Annotated in this window: 16 protein-coding genes and 2 tRNA genes; 8 read left to right on the top strand and 10 right to left on the bottom strand. The window is 69.9% G+C overall.

Annotated elements, in window-relative coordinates:
• Window positions 1-76 precede the first annotated feature (76 nt).
• Both AB5J50_RS33200 and AB5J50_RS33195 read right to left on the bottom strand, forming a co-directional pair.
• The gene (locus AB5J50_RS33200) at window positions 77-727 is read right to left on the bottom strand and encodes an alpha/beta family hydrolase (protein WP_369261945.1); all 651 of its coding nucleotides are present in this window, start codon (window positions 725-727) and stop codon (window positions 77-79) included.
• A 1-nt stretch (window position 728) separates the two neighbouring features.
• Window positions 729-1,544 carry an SOS response-associated peptidase gene (locus tag AB5J50_RS33195; protein ID WP_327431596.1) on the bottom strand — a complete coding sequence of 272 codons (816 nt, stop codon included), beginning with the start codon at window positions 1,542-1,544 and terminating at the stop codon, window positions 729-731.
• A 50-nt stretch (window positions 1,545-1,594) separates the two neighbouring features.
• Here AB5J50_RS33195 and AB5J50_RS33190 point away from each other — a divergent pair, with 50 nt between their 5' ends.
• From AB5J50_RS33190 to AB5J50_RS33175, 4 genes are all read left to right on the top strand, one after another.
• On the top strand, window positions 1,595-2,317 hold the full coding sequence (locus AB5J50_RS33190; RefSeq protein WP_369261943.1) for a M50 family metallopeptidase: 723 nt from the start codon (window positions 1,595-1,597) through the stop codon (window positions 2,315-2,317).
• Window positions 2,318-2,496: 179 nt separating this feature from the next.
• Complete coding sequence (gene aroA / locus AB5J50_RS33185) at window positions 2,497-3,837, top strand: 3-phosphoshikimate 1-carboxyvinyltransferase (protein WP_369261941.1); 1,341 nt, start codon at window positions 2,497-2,499, stop codon at window positions 3,835-3,837.
• Window positions 3,838-3,853: 16 nt separating this feature from the next.
• On the top strand, window positions 3,854-4,864 hold the full coding sequence (gene rsgA / locus AB5J50_RS33180) for a ribosome small subunit-dependent GTPase A (protein ID WP_369261939.1): 1,011 nt from the start codon (window positions 3,854-3,856) through the stop codon (window positions 4,862-4,864).
• Window positions 4,865-5,032: 168 nt separating this feature from the next.
• A complete protein-coding gene (locus AB5J50_RS33175; protein ID WP_327431592.1) occupies window positions 5,033-5,356 on the top strand; it encodes a multidrug efflux SMR transporter in 324 nt (107 codons plus the stop codon).
• 38 nt (window positions 5,357-5,394) lie between these two features.
• Here AB5J50_RS33175 and AB5J50_RS33170 read toward each other — a convergent pair whose 3' ends face one another.
• From AB5J50_RS33170 to AB5J50_RS33160, 3 genes are read right to left on the bottom strand one after another with little or no spacing between them, the layout of a single operon-like run.
• On the bottom strand, window positions 5,395-7,191 hold the full coding sequence (locus AB5J50_RS33170; protein ID WP_369261937.1) for a dipeptide ABC transporter ATP-binding protein: 1,797 nt from the start codon (window positions 7,189-7,191) through the stop codon (window positions 5,395-5,397).
• Complete coding sequence (locus tag AB5J50_RS33165; RefSeq protein WP_369261935.1) at window positions 7,188-8,102, bottom strand: ABC transporter permease; 915 nt, start codon at window positions 8,100-8,102, stop codon at window positions 7,188-7,190. The genes AB5J50_RS33170 and AB5J50_RS33165 overlap by 4 nt, the downstream gene beginning before the upstream one ends.
• Window positions 8,099-9,085, bottom strand: a complete 987-nt coding sequence (locus AB5J50_RS33160; protein WP_369265585.1) for an ABC transporter permease — start codon at window positions 9,083-9,085, stop codon at window positions 8,099-8,101. Before AB5J50_RS33160 ends, AB5J50_RS33165 begins: the two co-directional genes overlap by 4 nt.
• A 161-nt stretch (window positions 9,086-9,246) precedes the next feature.
• Between AB5J50_RS33160 and AB5J50_RS33155 the strand changes: the two genes are divergently transcribed.
• Window positions 9,247-10,935, top strand: coding sequence for an ABC transporter family substrate-binding protein (locus AB5J50_RS33155; RefSeq protein WP_369261933.1), 1,689 nt, complete (start codon window positions 9,247-9,249; stop codon window positions 10,933-10,935).
• Between the two features lie 29 nt (window positions 10,936-10,964).
• On the opposite strand, the gene AB5J50_RS33150 is transcribed toward AB5J50_RS33155, so the two are convergent.
• On the bottom strand, window positions 10,965-11,576 hold the full coding sequence (locus AB5J50_RS33150; RefSeq protein WP_369261932.1) for a TetR/AcrR family transcriptional regulator: 612 nt from the start codon (window positions 11,574-11,576) through the stop codon (window positions 10,965-10,967).
• A gap of 432 nt (window positions 11,577-12,008) precedes the next feature.
• Between AB5J50_RS33150 and hisN the strand changes: the two genes are divergently transcribed.
• Window positions 12,009-12,809, top strand: coding sequence for a histidinol-phosphatase (hisN, locus tag AB5J50_RS33145; RefSeq protein ID WP_327431588.1), 801 nt, complete (start codon window positions 12,009-12,011; stop codon window positions 12,807-12,809).
• A 173-nt stretch (window positions 12,810-12,982) separates the two neighbouring features.
• On the top strand, window positions 12,983-13,375 hold the full coding sequence (locus tag AB5J50_RS33140) for a CBS domain-containing protein (RefSeq protein WP_327431587.1): 393 nt from the start codon (window positions 12,983-12,985) through the stop codon (window positions 13,373-13,375).
• A gap of 97 nt (window positions 13,376-13,472) precedes the next feature.
• Here AB5J50_RS33140 and AB5J50_RS33135 read toward each other — a convergent pair whose 3' ends face one another.
• Window positions 13,473-14,942 carry a catalase gene (locus tag AB5J50_RS33135; protein ID WP_369261930.1) on the bottom strand — a complete coding sequence of 490 codons (1,470 nt, stop codon included), beginning with the start codon at window positions 14,940-14,942 and terminating at the stop codon, window positions 13,473-13,475.
• A gap of 126 nt (window positions 14,943-15,068) precedes the next feature.
• On the opposite strand from AB5J50_RS33135, the gene AB5J50_RS33130 reads away from it, so the two are divergent.
• On the top strand, window positions 15,069-15,485 hold the full coding sequence (locus AB5J50_RS33130; RefSeq protein ID WP_327431585.1) for a Fur family transcriptional regulator: 417 nt from the start codon (window positions 15,069-15,071) through the stop codon (window positions 15,483-15,485).
• 123 nt (window positions 15,486-15,608) lie between these two features.
• Here the strand turns inward: AB5J50_RS33130 and AB5J50_RS33125 are convergent.
• The 3 genes from AB5J50_RS33125 to AB5J50_RS33115 all read right to left on the bottom strand — a co-directional run bounded on the left by AB5J50_RS33125 (window position 15,609) and on the right by AB5J50_RS33115 (window position 18,132).
• Window positions 15,609-15,682, bottom strand: a tRNA-Met gene (locus tag AB5J50_RS33125).
• A 221-nt stretch (window positions 15,683-15,903) separates the two neighbouring features.
• Window positions 15,904-17,763 (bottom strand): sel1 repeat family protein, encoded by a 1,860-nt coding sequence (locus AB5J50_RS33120; RefSeq protein ID WP_369261929.1) that lies wholly within the window; start codon window positions 17,761-17,763, stop codon window positions 15,904-15,906.
• Window positions 17,764-18,058: 295 nt separating this feature from the next.
• A tRNA-Met gene (locus AB5J50_RS33115) sits at window positions 18,059-18,132 on the bottom strand.
• Window positions 18,133-18,174: the final 42 nt, after the last annotated feature.

Raw genomic sequence — 18,174 nt, 5'->3', positions numbered from 1 at the left:
CTCGTACGAACGGTCCAGCACGGTCCGTGCTGTCTGCTCGGCACAACAGTCGTCCGTCGGGCAACATTCCCGGGTGTCACCCGAGTGACGCGGTCCACTGCACGACGCCGTCCGTGATGATCTTCAGCGCGTCGGTCTGATCGAGCGGCGCCCGCTTCAGGACGGCGAAGCCGTGATCGCCGTACGGCACCTCGATCAGCTCGTACGAGCCCTTCGGGAACTCCTCCGGCTTCCCGAACGCATCGTTTCCGCCCTGGACGACGAGTGTGGGCACCCCGGAGCCGAGCAGTTCGTCGGCGCGGGACTTCTCGGGCTTGCCCGGCGGGTGCAGCGGGAAGGCGAGCGCGAGCACGGCGGCGGCGCCGAGCTCCGTCGCCGTACGACAGGCGACGCGGGCACCGGCGCTGCGACCGCCGGAGACGACGGGCAGCCCCGGCTTCTCCAGCACCGGCCACACCCCCCGCCACCCCACGTCCAGCGTCTTCGGCGCGGGCGCCACCTTCTTGCCGGCCACCCGCCAGGGCTGCTCGACGAGCGCGACGCTCACCCCCTGGCCGGGCAGCACCTCCGCCAGCGCCTGAAGGTCCCGCGCCTCGATGCCACCGCCCGCACCATGGCTGACGGCGAGGACGAGCCGCGCCTTCTTCGCCCGGTGCCAGGTGACGCGGGCGGTACCGGCATCCGTCTCGACGCTCTCCGTCGTGTCATCCGTCACGTCATTCGTCACGTCAGAAGAGTGTGCCCTCTTCGGGCCCCTCCAGCTCCTTCAGCAGCTCCGGCCCGTTGTTGCGGACGTTGCTGACCGCCGTGGAGACGGGGTACGCGCGCATCAGCCCGGCGGGCGGCGCCGCGAGCAGCTCGCGCAGGCCGTCGACGTCGGTGCGGGCCGGGTCGAGCCAGGCGTCCCAGCGGTCCGGGGTGAGCATCAGGGGCATCCGGGGGTGGATGTCGGCCAGGGCGTGCGGGCCCTCGGCGGGCGCGATCGCCAGCGGCGAGGTCTCCGCGTCGGTCGTGATGACCGAGCACGTCACCCACCATGCCTGCGGATGGTCGTCGGGGAGCGTCTTGTCGCGCCAGAACTCGTACAGCCCGGCCATCGCGAAGACCGAACCGTCCGCCGGAGTCACGAAGTACGGCTGCTTGCGCGGCCGCTTCTTCCTGCCCTCGACCTCCAGATCGCGCTCGGCGGCGCCGGTGACCCACTCGTAGTAGCCGTCGGCGGGGAGGATGCAGCGCCGGGCGGTGAAGGCGCGACGGTACGAGGGCTTCTCGTGCACGGTCTCGGCGCGTGCGTTGATCATCCGGGCACCGCCCTCGGGCGTCTTGGCCCAGGACGGGACGAGCCCCCACTTGAGCTTGCGCAGCTGGCGAACCGGGCGCGGGTCTTCGGCGTCCTTAACGGGACGGTCCAGGACCGCGTAGACCTCCTTGGTCGGGGCCACGTTGAAATCGGGTGCCAGGGTCTCCTCGGGTTCCCACTTCTCGATCTCAAAGATTCCTGCGAGATCCTCGGGCCTACGACTCGATGCATACCGTCCGCACATACGTGCCACACTGCCAGATTCCGCGACAGCTGAGGGAGCCACCGCAGACAATGGACAGCACCGCATCCACCTCGCTGGCCTCGCTCTGGGACCAGGTCTCCGGCACCCAGCCGGACCCCGATCTGTGGGTGGTGATCGCCACCCTGGTCGCGGCACTGGCGGTGATCGTCCCGCACGGCGTCTGGCGCGTCTCCCGCAACGCCATCACCATCGCGCACGAGGGCGGCCACGGTCTGATCGCGCTGATGACCGGACGCAGTCTCAGCGGCATCCGGCTGCACTCCGACACCAGCGGCCTCACCGTCAGCCGCGGCAAGCCCACCGGCCTCGGCATGATCCTCACCGCCGCCGCGGGCTACACCGCTCCGCCGCTGCTCGGCCTCGGCGGCGCCGCGCTGCTCGGCGAGGGCCGCATCACGCTGCTGCTGTGGCTGGCCACGGCCCTGCTCATGGTCATGCTGGTGATGATCCGCAACGCGTACGGCGCGCTCACCGTGGTCCTCACCGGCGGCATGTTCCTGCTGGTGTCCTGGCTCGCCGGCCCCCAGGTGCAGGCCGCCTTCGCCTACGCCGTGGTGTGGTTCCTCCTGCTCGGCGGCGTCCGTCCGGCCTTCGAACTCCAGGCCAAGCGCAGCCGGGGCGGCGCGGGCGACTCGGACGCGGACCAGCTGTCGCGACTGACGCACGTCCCGGCGGGCCTGTGGCTGTTCCTTTTCCACGCAGTGTCACTGTGTTCGCTGATAGGCGGCGGCCGCTGGCTGTTGCAGGTCTAACTTTCGAGAACCGCTTCAGGGACGCGCCCCTGTCTTCAGGGGCGCGGGGCTGTGACATTTGCGGCTCCGCCGCGGGGCGCGACCAGCCACAACGCACCCGCAGCCGCAAAACGACCCGCATTCAACGGCCAGAGCCGGCGCAGCGAGCCGCGGAGCGAACCCCCACTAAAGTGGAGCCCATGACCGCGAACCCCGCCCACACCGCCCTCTGGCCCGCCCCGCACGCAAGCGGAGCCGTCGACGCGACGGTCCACGTGCCGGGGTCCAAGTCGGTCACCAACCGCGCCCTCGTCCTCGCCGCGCTGGCCTCCGAGCCGGGCTGGCTGCGCCGTCCGCTGCGCTCCCGCGACACGCTGCTGATGGCGGGCGCCCTGCGCGCGATGGGCGTCGGCATCGAGGAGACGGTGGCGTCCAGCTCCACGGTCGCCGCGGGCCCGGACGCCTCGGGCGAGGCCTGGCGGGTCATCCCCTCGGGCCTGCACGGCCCGGCCGCGGTCGACGTCGGCAACGCCGGCACCGTGATGCGCTTCCTGCCCCCGGTCGCCGCCCTCGCGGACGGCCCCATCCGCTTCGACGGCGACCCGCGGTCGTACGAGCGCCCGCTGAACGGCGTGATCGACGCGCTGCGCCTGCTCGGCGCCCGTATCGACGACGACAGCCGTGGCGCGCTGCCGCTGACCGTGCACGGCGGCGGCGCCCTGGACGGCGGCCCGGTGGAGATCGACGCCTCGTCGTCCTCGCAGTTCGTATCGGCCCTGCTCCTCTCCGGTCCGCGCTTCAACCAGGGCGTCGAGGTCCGCCACATCGGTTCGGCGCTCCCCTCCATGCCGCACATCCGGATGACGGTCGACATGCTGCGCGCGGTCGGCGCCCAGGTGGACACCCCGGAGTCGGGCGGCGAGCCGAACGTCTGGCGGGTCACGCCGGGCGCCCTGCTCGGCCGCGACCTGATCATCGAGCCGGACCTGTCGAACGCGCAGCCGTTCCTGGCGGCGGCCCTGGTGACCGGCGGCACGGTCGTCATCCCGGACTGGCCCGCGCGCACCACCCAGCCCGGTGACAAGCTGCGGGAGATCTTCACCGAGATGGGCGGTTCCTGCGAACTGACCGAGAGCGGCCTGGAGTTCACCGGTTCGGGCGCTGTCCACGGCATCGACGTGGACCTGAGCGAGGTCGGCGAGCTGACCCCGGGCATCGCGGCGGTCGCCGCCCTCGCGGACTCCCCCTCGACCCTGCGGGGCGTGGCCCATCTGCGCCTGCACGAGACGGACCGGCTGGCCGCGCTCACCAAGGAGATCAACGAGCTCGGCGGCGACGTCACCGAGACCGCCGACGGCCTGCACATCCGCCCGCGCCCGCTGCACGGCGGCGTCTTCCACACGTACGACGACCACCGCATGGCCACGGCCGGCGCGATCATCGGGCTGGCGGTGGAAGGCGTGCAGATCGAGAACGTGGCGACGACGGCGAAGACCCTGCCGGACTTCCCGGACATGTGGACCGGAATGCTCGGGAACTGACGGGCGGACCGGGATCATGCGCCGTTACGGCAAGCACACCGACGAGGACGACATCCGCCAGCGCCCCAACCGCAAGGGCAACCGGCCTCGTACGAACATCCGCCCCAAGCACGAGGAGGCGGTCGAGGGCATGGTCGTCACCGTCGACCGGGGCCGTCTGACCTGCCTGGTCGAGGATCGCCTCGTGATGGCGATGAAGGCCCGCGAGCTGGGCCGCAAGGCCGCGATCGTCGGCGACCGTGTCGCCATCGTCGGCGACCTGTCCGGCGAGAAGGACACCCTCGCCCGCATCGTCCGCATCAAGCCGCGCACCTCGGTCCTGCGCCGCACGGCCGACGACGACGATCCGTACGAGCGCGTGGTCGTCGCCAACGCCGACCAGCTCGCCATCGTCACCGCCCTCGCGGACCCCGAGCCGCGCCCGCGCCTGATCGACCGGTGCCTGGTCGCGGCCTACGACGGCGGCCTCACCCCGCTCCTGGTCCTCACCAAGTCGGACCTGGCCTCCCCGGACGAACTCCTGGAGCTGTACGGGGCGTTGGGCGTCCCCTACGTCGTGACCAGCCGCGAGGAGCTGGAGAGCGGCGAAGCGATCGAGCGCGTACGCAAGCAGCTGGACGGCAAGATCACGGCGTTCGTCGGCCACTCGGGTGTGGGCAAGACGACCCTGGTCAACGCGCTCGTGTCCCTGGAGCGGCGGCGCAGCACCGGAGTCGTCAACGCCGTCACCGGACGCGGTCGGCACACCACCACGTCGGCACGCGCGATCCCGCTGCCCGGCGAGTCCGGCTGGGTCATCGACACCCCGGGCGTCCGCTCCTTCGGGCTGCACCACGTGGACCCGTCCCGTGTCATCAAGGCCTTCCCCGACCTCGAACCCGGCACCGAGGGCTGTCCGCGCGCGTGCAGCCACGACGAGCCGGACTGCGCCCTGGACCAGTGGGTGGCGGACGGTCACGCGGACCCGCAGCGGCTGTACTCCCTGCGCAGGCTGCTGGCCACGCGCGAGCGCAAGGAAGGCGACTGATCCCCGCGGGAGGGAGGCGTCCCTTCGCCTCCTGACCTCCGCGTTGTTTGCGTACGCGGCCCGTCGGTAAGTGCTTCTCCGGTCGGTAAATGCATAATCACACCAAGCCGGATCCAAGCCAGAAAAGCCAGACGAAGCAGTCGACGTGCGGACGCGGGAGGTCAAGACATGGCGTGGCTGCTGGTCGTTGTGGCGGGGCTCCTCGAAACCGGCTTCGCCGTCTGCCTGAAGCTCTCGCACGGCTTCACCAGATTCTGGCCGACGGTCGCGTTCTGCGTCTTCGCGCTCGGCAGCTTCGGCCTGCTGACCCTCGCGCTCAGGAAGCTCGACGTCGGCCCGGCGTACGCGGTGTGGACCGGCATCGGCGCGGCGGGCACGGCCATCTACGGCATGATCTTCCTCGGCGACCTGGTCTCGACACTCAAGATCGTCTCGATCAGCTTCGTCATCATCGGAGTCATCGGCCTCCAGTTGTCGGGCTCGGCCCACTAGGGCCTGTCTTTCGGACAAGGCCCTGGCCGGCGAACTCCCTAGATCACCTCCCGTACCCGCGGGAAGTGGCAGGCCGCGCCGTCCCCTTCGAGGACGGGCACATCATGGGCGCACCGCTTGCGCTCCTCCTCGGCGAGTTCGGCGTACAGCGGGCAGCGCGCCCGGAACCGGCACCCCTCGTGCCGCTCGGTCGGGCTCGGCGGGTCCCCGGCCAGCAGGATCCGCGTGCGCTGCCGCTCCCGCTCGCGCTCCGGATCGGGCAGCGGTACGGCGGACAGCAGGGCCTGGGTGTACGGGTGCCGGGGCCGCTCGAAGACCTCCTCGACCGGCCCGGACTCCACGGTCCGCCCGAGGTAGACGACGCTGACCCGGTCCGCGATGTGCCGGACGACGGACAGGTCGTGCGAGACGAAGAGATAGGCGAGCCCCAGTTCCGCCTTCAGCCGGTCCAGCAGTTCAAGGACACCCGCCTGCACGGAGACGTCGAGCGCCGACACGGGCTCGTCGAGCACGAGCAGTTCCGGCTCGACCGACAGCGCCCGCGCGATACCGACCCGCTGGCGCTGACCGCCGGAGAACTCGTGCGGGAAGCGCTCCGCGTGCCCCGGTTCGAGCCCGACCTGGGTGAGCAGTTCGGGCACGCGCCGGGCGACGGTGGCCCGGTCGGCGCCCTGGGTGCGCAGCGGCTCGGCGATGATGTCGCCGACCGGCATGCGCGGGTCGAGGGAGGCCATCGGGTCCTGGAAGACGATCTGCACACGCCTGCGGACCGCCTTCACCTCCTCCTTGGTCAGGTCCCCGATCCGCTGCCCGAACAGCTCGACCGATCCGCCCTCGGGCGCGGCGAGTTCGAGCAGCTCGAACAGGGTCGTCGACTTCCCGGACCCCGACTCCCCGACGAGGGCCAGGGTCTCCCCGCGCCGGATGTCGAGGTCGACGCCGTCGACGGCGTACACACTCCCGACCCGCCGCTTGAACGCGCCGCCCTTGAGCAGGGGGAAGGTCTTGGTGAGCCCGCGCACCTTCAACACGGGCTCACCGGCCGGGACTTCCCCCCGGGGCCGCGCGTCGTCCAGTCGGGGCACGGCGCCGAGGAGCTTGCGCGTGTACGGCCCCTGGGGCCGCCCGAAGACATCGACCGCCGTCCCCGCCTCGACCACCCGCCCCTCGTACATGACCGCCACCCGGTCCGCCATCCCGGCGATCACACCGAGGTCGTGGCTGACCAGCAGCAGCGCGGCGCCGGTCTCCCGCTGGGCGGTGCGCAGCACGTCGAGCACCTGGGCCTGGATGGTGACGTCGAGGGCGGTGGTCGGTTCGTCGGCGAGGATGACGTCCGGCTCGTTGGCCATCGCCATGGCGATCATCGCGCGCTGGCGCATTCCGCCGGAGAACTCGTGCGGGAAGGCCCGCGCCCGGGACGCGGGGATGCCGACGAGGTCGAGCAGTTCGCCCGCGCGTTCCCGGGCACGTTCCCGGGACACGTCCTGATGGGCTCGTACGGCCTCCGCGATCTGCTCGCCGATCCGGTACACGGGCGTGAAGGCGGACAACGGATCCTGGAAGACCATCGAGATCCGCCGTCCCCGGATCCGGGTCAACTCCCGTTCACCGACGCCGATCAGCTCCTGCCCGTCGAGCCGTACGGACCCTCGTACGGCCGCGTTGTCCGGCAGCAGCCCGAGCACGGCGAGCGCGGTGGCGGACTTCCCCGACCCCGACTCGCCCACCAGGCCGAGGACTTCACCCCGCGCCAGCGAGAGGCTCACGTCGCGGACGGCGGGTCTGCCGTCGAAGTCGACGTCGAGACCGGTCACTTCGAGCACCGGGTTCACCGGGACGTCTCCTTCTTCTTCCTGGTGCGCGCCGTCGGATCCAACGCGTCCCGCAACCCGTCCCCCACCAGATTCACCGCCAGTACGAACACGACCAGCAGCCCGGCCGCGTAGAAGAACATCCAGGGGTACGTCACCGCCGCACCGGTCCCCGAGGCGATCAGCGTGCCGAGCGACACGTCGGGGGACTGGACGCCGAACCCGAAGTACGACAGTGCGGTCTCGCTCATCACGGCCCCACCGACGGCGATGGTCGCGTCGATGATGAGGAAGGAGGCGACGTTCGGCAGCACATGCCGCCAGATGATCCGGAACGGCCCGACCCCCATGAACCGTGCCGCGCGCACGAATTCGCGCTCCTTCAGGGACAGCGTCATCGACCGCACCACGCGCGCGGTGATCATCCACCCGAAGACGGCGAGCAGGGCCGCGAGGACGACCCAGCCGCCGCTGGGCATCTGCGGCGAGACGGCCGCGATGATGAGGAACGACGGAAAGACCAGCAGCAAGTCGACGAAGAACATCAGCGCCCGGTCGGTCCAGCCCCCGAAGTACCCGGCACAGGCGCCGACGAGCGAGGCGAGCCCGGTCGAGAAGACCGCCACCAACAGCCCGATCAGCAACGACTTCTGCAGCCCCCGCACGGTCTGCGCGAACACGTCCTGCCCGATCCGGTTGGTCCCCCACCAGTGGTCGGCGCTCGGCCCCGACCGCAGCGCGGTGTAGTCGATGTGGCTGTACGACCACGGGGTGACGTACGGCCCGACGAAGGCCAGCAGGAACAGCAGCACCAGGACGACGGCTCCGGCGAGGGCGCCCCGATTGCGTACGAAGCGGCGCAGGACGACGGTCCCGCGCCCGACCGGACGTACGGCGGCCTCGATCGTCTCCACGACAGGGGTGATCGTCATGACGCCTGCCGGATGCGCGGGTCGAGCGCGGCGTGCAGCACGTCCGCGAGGAAGCCGGACAGCAGCACGGTGACTGCCGCGAAGAGATTGACGGCGACAACCGAGTTGACGTCGTTCTTGCCGATCGAGGAGATGAACCACTCCCCCATGCCGTGCCAGCCGAAGATCGTCTCCGTGAAGATGGCGCCGGTGAAGAGCGCGAGGAAGCCGTACGAGAAGTACGTCGACATGGGGATCAGCGCCGTCCGCAGACCGTGCCTCAGCAGCACCGCCCGACGGCCGAGGCCCTTCGCCCGCGCGGTGCGCAGATAGTCGGAGCCGAGGACGTCGAGCATGGTGTTGCGCTGGTAGCGGCTGTAGCTCGCGATGGCGAAGAGGGCGACGGAGAGGGTGGGCAGCAGCAGGTGCACCGCCCGGTCCTTCAGGACGGCCCCGAACCCACCCGTCAGCCCCGGGCTCTTCTCTCCCGTGAACTTGATCAGATCCGTCCCCGTCGTCTGGTTGAACCAGATCGCCCCGGTCTTGAGCAGAATCGCCAGCAGGAACACGGGAGTCGAGAGCAGCGCGAAGGACGCCAGCGTCACGGCCCGGTCGCTGAAGCGGTACTGGCGCACAGCGGTCCAGGCCCCGATCAGCACACCGGCGACCGTACCGAGCACGCTCCCCGCGAGCAGCAGCCGCAGGCTGACCCCGATGCGCCGCCCGAACTCCGCGTTGACGGACGTGCCGTCGATCGTCTCGCCCAGGTCGCCGCGGACCGCATGCCCCGCCCAGCGCAGGAAGCGGGTGAGCAGCGACTCGTGGTCGTTGACGCCGATCGCGATGAGGTGGTGGTTCACCGCGCTCGGCGAGATGGGCGGCTGCCGGCCCTCGTAGTACGCGCGGGGGTCGAGCGCGAGCGAGGTCAGCAGGTAAGAGAGGCAGATGGCGGCCAGCAGCAAGACGGCGTAATAGCCGAGGCGTTTGGCCAGATAGGCAGGCACATCACGCATCCTTCCGGCCTGCTGTTGCCACAACATGAAGAGAACATGTCAGCAGTCCAGAACCACTCCCACGACTGCCGTAGCCGTTCTACGTTCGGCGCATTCACCTATGACCACCGGCTCCCGCCGGCCACCGAGGACACCCCACAAAGGACACCGACATGCGCAGAACCCCCGCCGCAGCCCTGGTCGCCGCCACCGCGGCCTCCGCGTTGCTGGTGACCGGCTGCGGTTCGTCCGACGACGACAAGCCGCAGGCGCAGAAGAGCGCGGCCCCGGCCGGCAGCCAGCAGATCAACGCCCACCCGCTCAGCGACATCCAGCAGGGCGGCACCCTCAAGCTCGCGATCTCCCAGTACATCGCGGACTTCAACCGCTACACCGCCAACGGCAACCAGGGCGACGCCGCCGAGATCAACGAACTCGTCGAGCCGAACCTCTTCTCCGCCGACGCACAGGGCCAGGTCCACCCCGACGAGAACTTCCTGCTCTCCGCCTCGGTGACCTCCACCAGCCCCCAGGTCGTGGTCTACAAGCTCAACCCCAAGGCCAAGTGGTCCGACGGCAAGTCGCTGAGCTGGCGCGACTTCAGCGCCCTGTGGAAGGCGAGCAACGGCACGAACAAGGAGTACGAGGCCGCCAACACCTCCGGCTACGACCAGATCAGCGCGGTCGGGCAGGGCGCCGACGCCCACCAGGTCAAGGTCACCTTCTCCTCTCCGTACGCCGACTGGAAGCGCCTCTTCGACCCTCTGCTCCCCGCCGCGGGCATCGACACCCCCGCCAAGTTCAACAAGGGCTGGACGGAGAAGATCCCGGTCACGGGCGCAGCCTTCAAGATCTCTTCCTACGACAAAACGGCCCAGACGATCACCGCGGTCCCGGACCCCAACTGGTGGGGCACGAAGCCCAAGCTGGACTCGATCGTCTTCCGCGCGCTGGACTACACGGCCTGGACGGACGCGTACCTCAACAAGGAGATCGACTACGCCTCCGCGATCCTCCCCGAGGACTACAAGCGCCTGGCGAAGGCCGCCGACACGGACATCCGCACCGGCGCCCGCTGGGACGAGGTGCACATCACCCTGAACGGCGCGCGCGGCCCGCTCAAGGACGTCCGGGTCCGCCAGGCGATCCAGCACGCCATCGACCGCAAGTCCATCGCCACCGCCTTCGGCAAGGACCTCCCGGTCCAGCTGAAGACGTACGGCAGCCACTTCTTCATGCCCAACCAGGCCGGCTACCAGGACAACTCCGGTACGTACGGCACATACGACGTCGAGGCGGCGGGCAAGCTCCTCGACGCGGCCGGCTGGAAGCTGAAGGGCGACACACGCGCCAAGGACGGCAAGCAGCTCACCCTCGCCTACACCCTCAGCGCGGGCAGCACCTCCGCCCAGGAGGACCAGGCGGAGCTGGTGCAGGCGCAGCTCGCGGCCGTCGGGATCAAGGTGTCGATCAAGAAGGTGCCGAGCAACGACTACTTCTCGAAGTACGTCACCATCGGCAACTTCGACCTCGCCAGCTTCCGCTGGGTCGACCAGATCTTCCGCTCCGAGGCGTACCCCATCTACCGCGAGACGTCCGGCAAGAACCTGTACGAGAACTACGGCTCGGTCGGCTCACCGGAGATCGACGCCCTGCTGAAGAAGGCGGGCGAGACCACCGACACCACCGAGCAGGCCAAGCTCTACAACGAGGCCGACAAGAAGATCTGGGCCCTCGGCCACTCCATCCCGCTCTACCAGCGGCCGCAGGTCCTCGCCGTCCGCTCGAACCTCGCCAACTACGGCGCGAACGGGCTCGCCGACGAGGACTTCACGAAGGTCGGCTGGCTGAAGAAGAAGTAACCGTCACCCGGCTCAAGAAGAAGTGCCCGCTAGCTCTGGACGCCGAGCCGGTGGGACGGGGTCAACGCGGCCTTCACCAGATCCGTGACCCCGCCCTCACCGGGCGGCGCCGACACACAGGACAAGGCGATACGCACGACAAGCTCGCAGGAGCGGACCAGCTCGGACGTGTCCGCCTTGGAGCCGGAGAGCGTGGCAACGGCCCGGTCCCGCACCAGCGCCACGAAGTCGGAGGGCGAGGGCAACGGCCCGTCGGCCCGTCGCTGCGCGGGCACCGCGGACGACGAGGGCACCGCCGACAACGTCGGCGAGGGCAGCCGCTCACTCCAGCACCCCGTCAGCATCGCCCGCACCAAGACGTTGCTCCGCGCGGCCGACGCGGTCCACTCAGCGGTGGCGACCAGCCGCTCCCGCGCATCCGCATGAGTGGCCAGTGCCCGATCGACCCCCGCGAGATAGGCATCGGCCTCCCGCCGTACAAGGGCACGCGCGAGCCCCTCCTTACTCCCGAACTCGTTGTAGAGCGTCTGACGTGACACTCCGGCCACGGCGGCCACATCGACCATCCGTACGGCAGACCAAGCACGACGCACGAGCGCCGTATATGCGGCGTCCAAGAGGGATTCCCGCGCTGCAGGCATCATCGCCTCCCTGGGGCGAGCGGCTCTGCAGCTCAGATTTGACGCGCGCAGAGGCACTGTCAAGGGTTCGCGGCGGCCCCAAGGGGCGCGAACAACTGCTCGCACGCACCCAATCCGGAACGCGAGCCCCCGACAAGGGACACCCGTGAACGACGAGAAGGGGCCGGGTCGGAGGTGTCCGCCCGCGGCGGCCGGCGCGTCAACACCGTCCCCTTGAAACGCGACCGATTCCGGGCCGGACCGAGGACGGATACCTCCGACCCGGCCCCGCCCCACAACGATCCGCAGGCGAACCCACGACGGCCCGCAGCCGGAAAGGCCGGAAACGGAGAGCAGCAGCCAAAACCCGGAACCGAAACCGGGCGGAACCGAAACCGGGATGATCCCGGGCCCCTGTGGCCCGATCCCAGAACGGGCAGATACGGTTCGCTCATGCCCGACTACCACGATGACCTGCGTCTCGCCCACGTCCTCGCGGACGCCGCCGACGCCGCGACGATGGCCCGGTTCAAGGCACTCGACCTGAAGGTCGAGACCAAGCCGGACATGACGCCGGTGAGCGAGGCGGACAAGGCCGCCGAGGAGCTCATCCGCGGCCAGCTCCAGCGGGCGAGGCCACGGGACGCGATCCTCGGCGAGGAGTACGGCATCGAGGGCACGGGCCCCCGCCGCTGGGTCATCGACCCGATCGACGGCACCAAGAACTACGTACGCGGCGTCCCCGTCTGGGCCACGCTGATCTCCCTGATGGAGGCGGGCGAGGGCGGCTACCAGCCCGTCGTCGGCGTGGTCTCGGCGCCCGCGCTGAGCCGCCGCTGGTGGGCCGCGAAGGGCCACGGCGCGTTCACCGGCCGCAGCCTCTCCTCGGCCTCGCGTCTCCAGGTCTCCAAGGTCTCCCGCATGGCCGACGCGTCCTTCGCGTACTCGTCCCTGTCCGGCTGGGAGGACCAGGGCCGCCTCGACGGCTTCCTCGACCTCACGAAGGCCGTCTGGCGCACCCGCGGATACGGCGACTTCTGGCCGTACATGATGGTCGCCGAGGGCTCGGTGGACATCTGCGCGGAGCCCGAGCTCTCGCTCTGGGACATGGCGGCGACCGCGATCGTGGTGACCGAGGCCGGCGGCTCCTTCACCGGCCTGGACGGCCGCCCGGGCCCGCACAGCGGCAACGCGGCCGCGTCGAACGGCATCCTCCACGACGAACTGCTGGGTTACCTGAACCAGCGGTATTGAGCTGGGGTTCCCGGGGCACCTCCGGGCGCCCCCGAACTCACCGCACGCGCCCCCTTGTTGACCCTCCCTTTAACTGCGACTCTGAGAGTCCCCCCACTTGTGAACTTGTGAATCCGTGCGCAAGCCCACCCCGTGGGCCAAGCCCAGCGGATTCGTAGGAGGTGGCTCCGTCCATGCTCGTCCGCGACGCCATGAGCACGGTGGTCCTCACCATCGGCCCGGCACACACCCTCCGCCAGGCGGCCCGCCTGATGTCCGCACGCCGCGTAGGCGCGGCCGTCGTCCACGACGAGGACTCCAGCGGCCTGGGAATCATCACCGAGCGCGACATCCTCAACTCGCTCGCCCTGGGCCAGAACCCGGACACCGAGACCGCAGGCACCCACACGACCACCGACGTCGTCTTCGCCGCTCCCGCCTGGACCCTGGAGGAGGCCGCGACGGCGATGTCGCACGGCGGCTTCCGCCACCTGATCGTGCTCGACGGCAACGGCCCGGTCGGCATCGTCTCGGTCCGCGACATCATCCGCTGCTGGGCCCCGGTACGGCAGCACGTACCGGCGTAAGCCCTCCGCACACCCACACCCACACCCACACGCAAGCGGGCCGGACCCCGAAAGGGACCCGGCCCGCCACCCACGACAAGCGTTCCAGTGCTGGTTGTCAGCCGCGCAGGGCCTGGACCGCGGCGTCCAGCCGCTTGCCGAAGTCGCCGTCCGCCCGGCGGAAGTTGTCGATCGCGCGCTCGGCGATGTCGTCACGGGAGACCTTGGCGATGAAGCCCGCCAGGTTCTCGATCAGACGCCCCTTCTCGTCCTCGGACATCAGCCGGTAGAGGTTGCCCGCCTGCACGAAGTCGTCGTCCTCGGAGTGGACGGGGGCGGCGATGTCACCGGTGTGTCCAGTGACCGCGACCGGCTGCCACAGCGGCCTGCCCGTCTCGAAGGGACCGCCGAAGCTGTTGGGCTCGTAGTTCTTCGCACCCTTGTGGCGCCCGTCGTACAGGAAGCCGTCACGCGAGTTGGTGCGCGCCTCGATGGCGTGCGGCCGGTTCACCGGCAGATGGTCGGCGTTGATGCCGACGCGGTAGCGGTGGGCGTCGCCATAGGCGAAGAGCCGCCCCTGGAGCATCTTGTCGGGCGAGGGCCCGATACCCGGCACGAAGTGAGCGGGCGAGAAGATGCTCTGCTCGACCTCGGCGAAGACGTTCTCCGGGTTGCGGTTGAGCTCAAGCTTCCCGATCTCGACCGGCGGGTAGTCCTCGTGCGGCCACACCTTGGTGAGGTCGAACGGGTTGAAGCGGTACGTGGCCGCCTCGGCCGCCGGCATGATCTGCACCTGCACGGTCCAGGACGGGAAGTCACCGCGTTCGATGGCCTCGCGCAGGTCACGCTGGTGGGAGTCGGGGTCCTCACCGGCGAGCTTGTTGGCCTCGCCCTGGGTGAGGTTCTTGATGCCCTGGTCGGTCTTGAAGTGGTACTTGACCCAGAAGACCTCGCCGGCCTCATTGTTCCACTGGTACGTGTGCGAGCCGTACCCGTTGAGGTGCCGATACGAGGCAGGAATCCCGCGGTCACCGAAGAGCCAGGTCACCTGATGCGTGGACTCGGGGGACAGCCCCCAGAAATCCCACACGTTGTCGGCTTCCTGCGACCCGGTGTACGGGTCGCGCTTCTGCGTGTGGATGAAGTCGGGGAACTTGATGGCGTCCTTGATGAAGAACACCGGGGTGTTGTTGCCGACGAGGTCATAGTTGCCCTCCTCGGTGTAGAACTTCAGCGCCCAGCCGCGGGGGTCGCGCACGGCGTCGGCGGAGCCGAGGTTGCCGGCGACGGTCGAGAAGCGCAGGAAGGTCTCGGTCTGCTTGCCGACCTCGGAGAGGAACGCGGCACGGGTCCAGTGCGAGACGTCACGGGTCAGCGTGAAGGTGCCGTACGCACCGGCGCCCCGTGCGTGCACGACACGCTCCGGAATGCGCTCACGGTTGAAGTGCGCGAGCTTCTCCAGCAGCAGCTGGTCCTGAACGAGGACGGGCCCGCCGACGCCCGCGGTCTCGCTGTTCTGGTTGTCGGCCACCGGCGCGCCGGCCTCCGTCGTAAGCGGTCCCTGCGTCACGTGCGCCTCCTGCGTCATCCCTGCCCAGTCCTGCCCATCACCCAATATCGAACTCGATCCTACAATGGACAATGTCTAAGTCAAGTAGGCTTCCAAATTCACACCTGTTCGGGATCTGGTCACCTTGCTGTTAGGCTGGTCTGTATGAGTGACCTGTTGGAACGACTGCGCGGACGCGGATGGCGAATGACCGCGCAGCGGCGTGTCGTGGCCGAGGTCCTGGACGGCGATCACGTCCATCTGACGGCCGACGAGGTGCATGCCCGGGCCGTCGCCAAGCTGCCCGAGATCTCCCGGGCGACCGTCTACAACACGCTGGGTGAGCTGGTCTCGCTCGGCGAGGTGCTGGAAGTGGCCACGGACAAGCGCGCCAAGCGCTACGACCCGAACGCACACCGCCCGCACCAGCACCTGGTCTGCGCCCGGTGCGGCGCGATCCGCGACGTCCACCCGAGCGGCAACCCCCTCGCCGACCTCCCGGACTCGGAGCGCTTCGGCTTCACGGTCTCGGACGTCGAGGTGACGTACCGCGGCGTCTGCCCGAACTGCGCGGCGGCATAAAAACTCCACGAAAAGCCCCGGCACCTGAGGGTGCCGGGGCTTTTCGCTACCACCAAAACCACCGAACGCCAACAAACACCGAAGGCCCGGATCCATGATCAGGATCCGGGCCTTCGGTTTCAGTAGCGGGGACAGGATTTGAACCTGCGACCTCTGGGTTATGAGCCCAGCGAGCTACCGAGCTGCTCCACCCCGCGTCGACAAACTGAACACTACGTCAACCGTGTGGACCAGCGCAAATCCCTTAACCGAGCCCCAGACAGGGGCGCGGGGAACTGCGCGACAAGCCCCCACCGACCCGCACCCGACACACAACGGAGCGGGGTCTGGGGCAGAGCCCCAGGAACGGGATGGGACGGGTAGGGGCGGCGGGGGCGAGAAAACCCCGCGCCCGCCCCCACCCACCCCAAAGCCCCCGTCACGCGGACAGCTCCTCCCGCAGAGCGTCCCGCAACCGAGCCGCCCGCTCAGAAACCTCCGCAGGCCCAAGAGAAACGGCCCGGTCAGCCCACCGCTGCCCCTCCGCCAACTCCCCCCGCCGCGCATACACAAGCGCCAGCCGAAGCGCCGCCCGCCCATGCCCCGCATCAGCGGCCCGAGCCCACCACAGCGCCGCCTCAGGCTCACTCCCCTCCCGAGCCAACAGCAGCCCAAGATTGAACGCCCCGTTCCGAGACCCGGCCTCCGCGGCCTCCCGGTACCACCGAGCCGCCTCCACCACATCGCCCCGCGCAGCGGCCAGCATCCCGACCCGCACCTGCGCCCGCCGATGCCCCTGGGACGCCGCCCGCTCGTACCACTCCTCGCACTCGCTCTTCTCCTGCGCCGGCTCCCCCAGCTCATGCGCGGGCGCCGGCGGCCTCCGGGCATCAAGCACCGCCGCAAGCCGGTACGCGGCCTCGGCACTGCCACCCCCCGCCGCACACCGCAGATGCTGCTCAGCCCCCCGCTCGTCCCCCTCCCGCAGCCGCGCGATGGCGACCTGGAGCGCGGCCTCGGTGTGCCCGTCAGCGGCGGCCCGCTCGTACCACCGCAGCGCGGCCGCGTCGTCCTCCTCGGTCCCCCGCCCGGCATGCAGAATCCCGAGATTGAAAGCGGCGTCGACGCTCCCCGCCTCCGCGGCCTTGGAGAACCACGGCTGGGCCCCGGCCGAGTCCCCGACCTGAAGCAGCAGAATGGCCAGCGCGTTCGCCGCCTCCCGGTGCCCCGCGTACGCGGCCCGCCGGTACCACTGCTCGGCCTGCACGGTCCGCCCCTGCTCGGCGCAGAGCAGCCCGAGGTTGTACGCCCCGTTCACATCGCCCGCGTCCATCGCTGCCCGGTACCACCGCTCCGCGGTCTGCGTCTCACCGCGCTCGGCGTGCAGCGCCCCCAGCGCGTTGGCGGCGTTACCGTCACCGTCCTGGGCGGCCCGCAGCCACCACACGGCCGCACTCTCGGTGTCCCCCGCGTCCCGCAGCAGGAATCCGAGCGCACAAGCGGCACGCGCCTCCCCGTCCTTGGCGGACGTGAGATACCAGCGCCCGGCCTCTCTCAGCTCGCCACGCTTCTCCAGAATCGCCCCGAGATGCAGCGCGGCCCGCCGGTGCCCGCGCGCGGCGGCCTGCCGATACCACTGCTCGGCCTCTTCGCCGGCGGCACCGATCACACCGATGACACCGTTGTCGCCGCCGATCTCACCCGCGTCCACGGCCTTGCGATCAAGCGCACGCGCCAGCCGGTAGGCGGCCTCACGGTGCCCGCGCTCGGCGGCGGCCCGCATCCACTGCTCGGCGCCCACGTCACTGCGGTGCTCCAGCAGATCGGCGAGCGCGTACGCGCCGAGGGCGTGCCCCTGCTCGGCGGACTGACGCAGCCAGTACTCGGCTGCGGGCTCGTCGCCGCGCTCGCGGTGGTAGCGCCCGAGCGCGTGCGCGGCGGCCGCGGAGCCCGCGACGGCGGCGATCCGCCACCATCCGGCGGCGTCGTCGGCGTACCCGCGCTGGTGCAGGAGGACACCCAGGTTGTTGGCGGCGGCGCGATCGCCTTCGGCGGTCGCAGCACGCAGCTGAGGCTCGGCTCCGTCGAGATCACCGCGGCGCAGCAGCATGGCGCCGAGGACGCTCATCGCCTCGACGTCGCCGGCTTCGGCGGCGAGCCGCTGGCGTGCTTCCTCGGCAGCCTCGCCGGTTTCGTCCCGGTCGGAAGGCTGCGTGAAATCCGCTGGCCGCGCAAAGTCGGCAGACTGCGCAAACCGCCCTGTATCCAACAGAGTTGCCTTGTCCCCCATAACGTCCATCGTCGCACCACCTGCAACCTGGGTACACCTGGTATACCGCAGCCAGTGAGGTCACTTCAGCGTTTTGTCGACATGCCCACAGAGAGACAAGTCAAACACAGATTTCCCAACTCCCCCCGCATGGCGCAGCACTTCACAAGAGTCGCCAGGTCACCACGGGCGCCTCGGCGAGGCGTTCGCACACCCCGAAAACCCCGGACGCACACCCCGAAGACCCGGACACACATACCGAGGACCCGGGACACACACGCCGAAGGCCCGGATCCATGATCAGGATCCGGGCCTTCGACTTTAGTAGCGGGGACAGGATTTGAACCTGCGACCTCTGGGTTATGAGCCCAGCGAGCTACCGAGCTGCTCCACCCCGCGCCGTTGTGTTGCAACCGTACCACGGCGCGGAGGGGGTCCCTG

Origin of the sequence: Streptomyces sp. R35, assembly GCF_041053035.1 — a bacterium.
GTDB classification, from domain to species: Bacteria; Actinomycetota; Actinomycetes; order Streptomycetales; family Streptomycetaceae; genus Streptomyces; species Streptomyces lutosisoli.
This window is presented reverse-complemented; position numbering and strand designations above follow the sequence as displayed.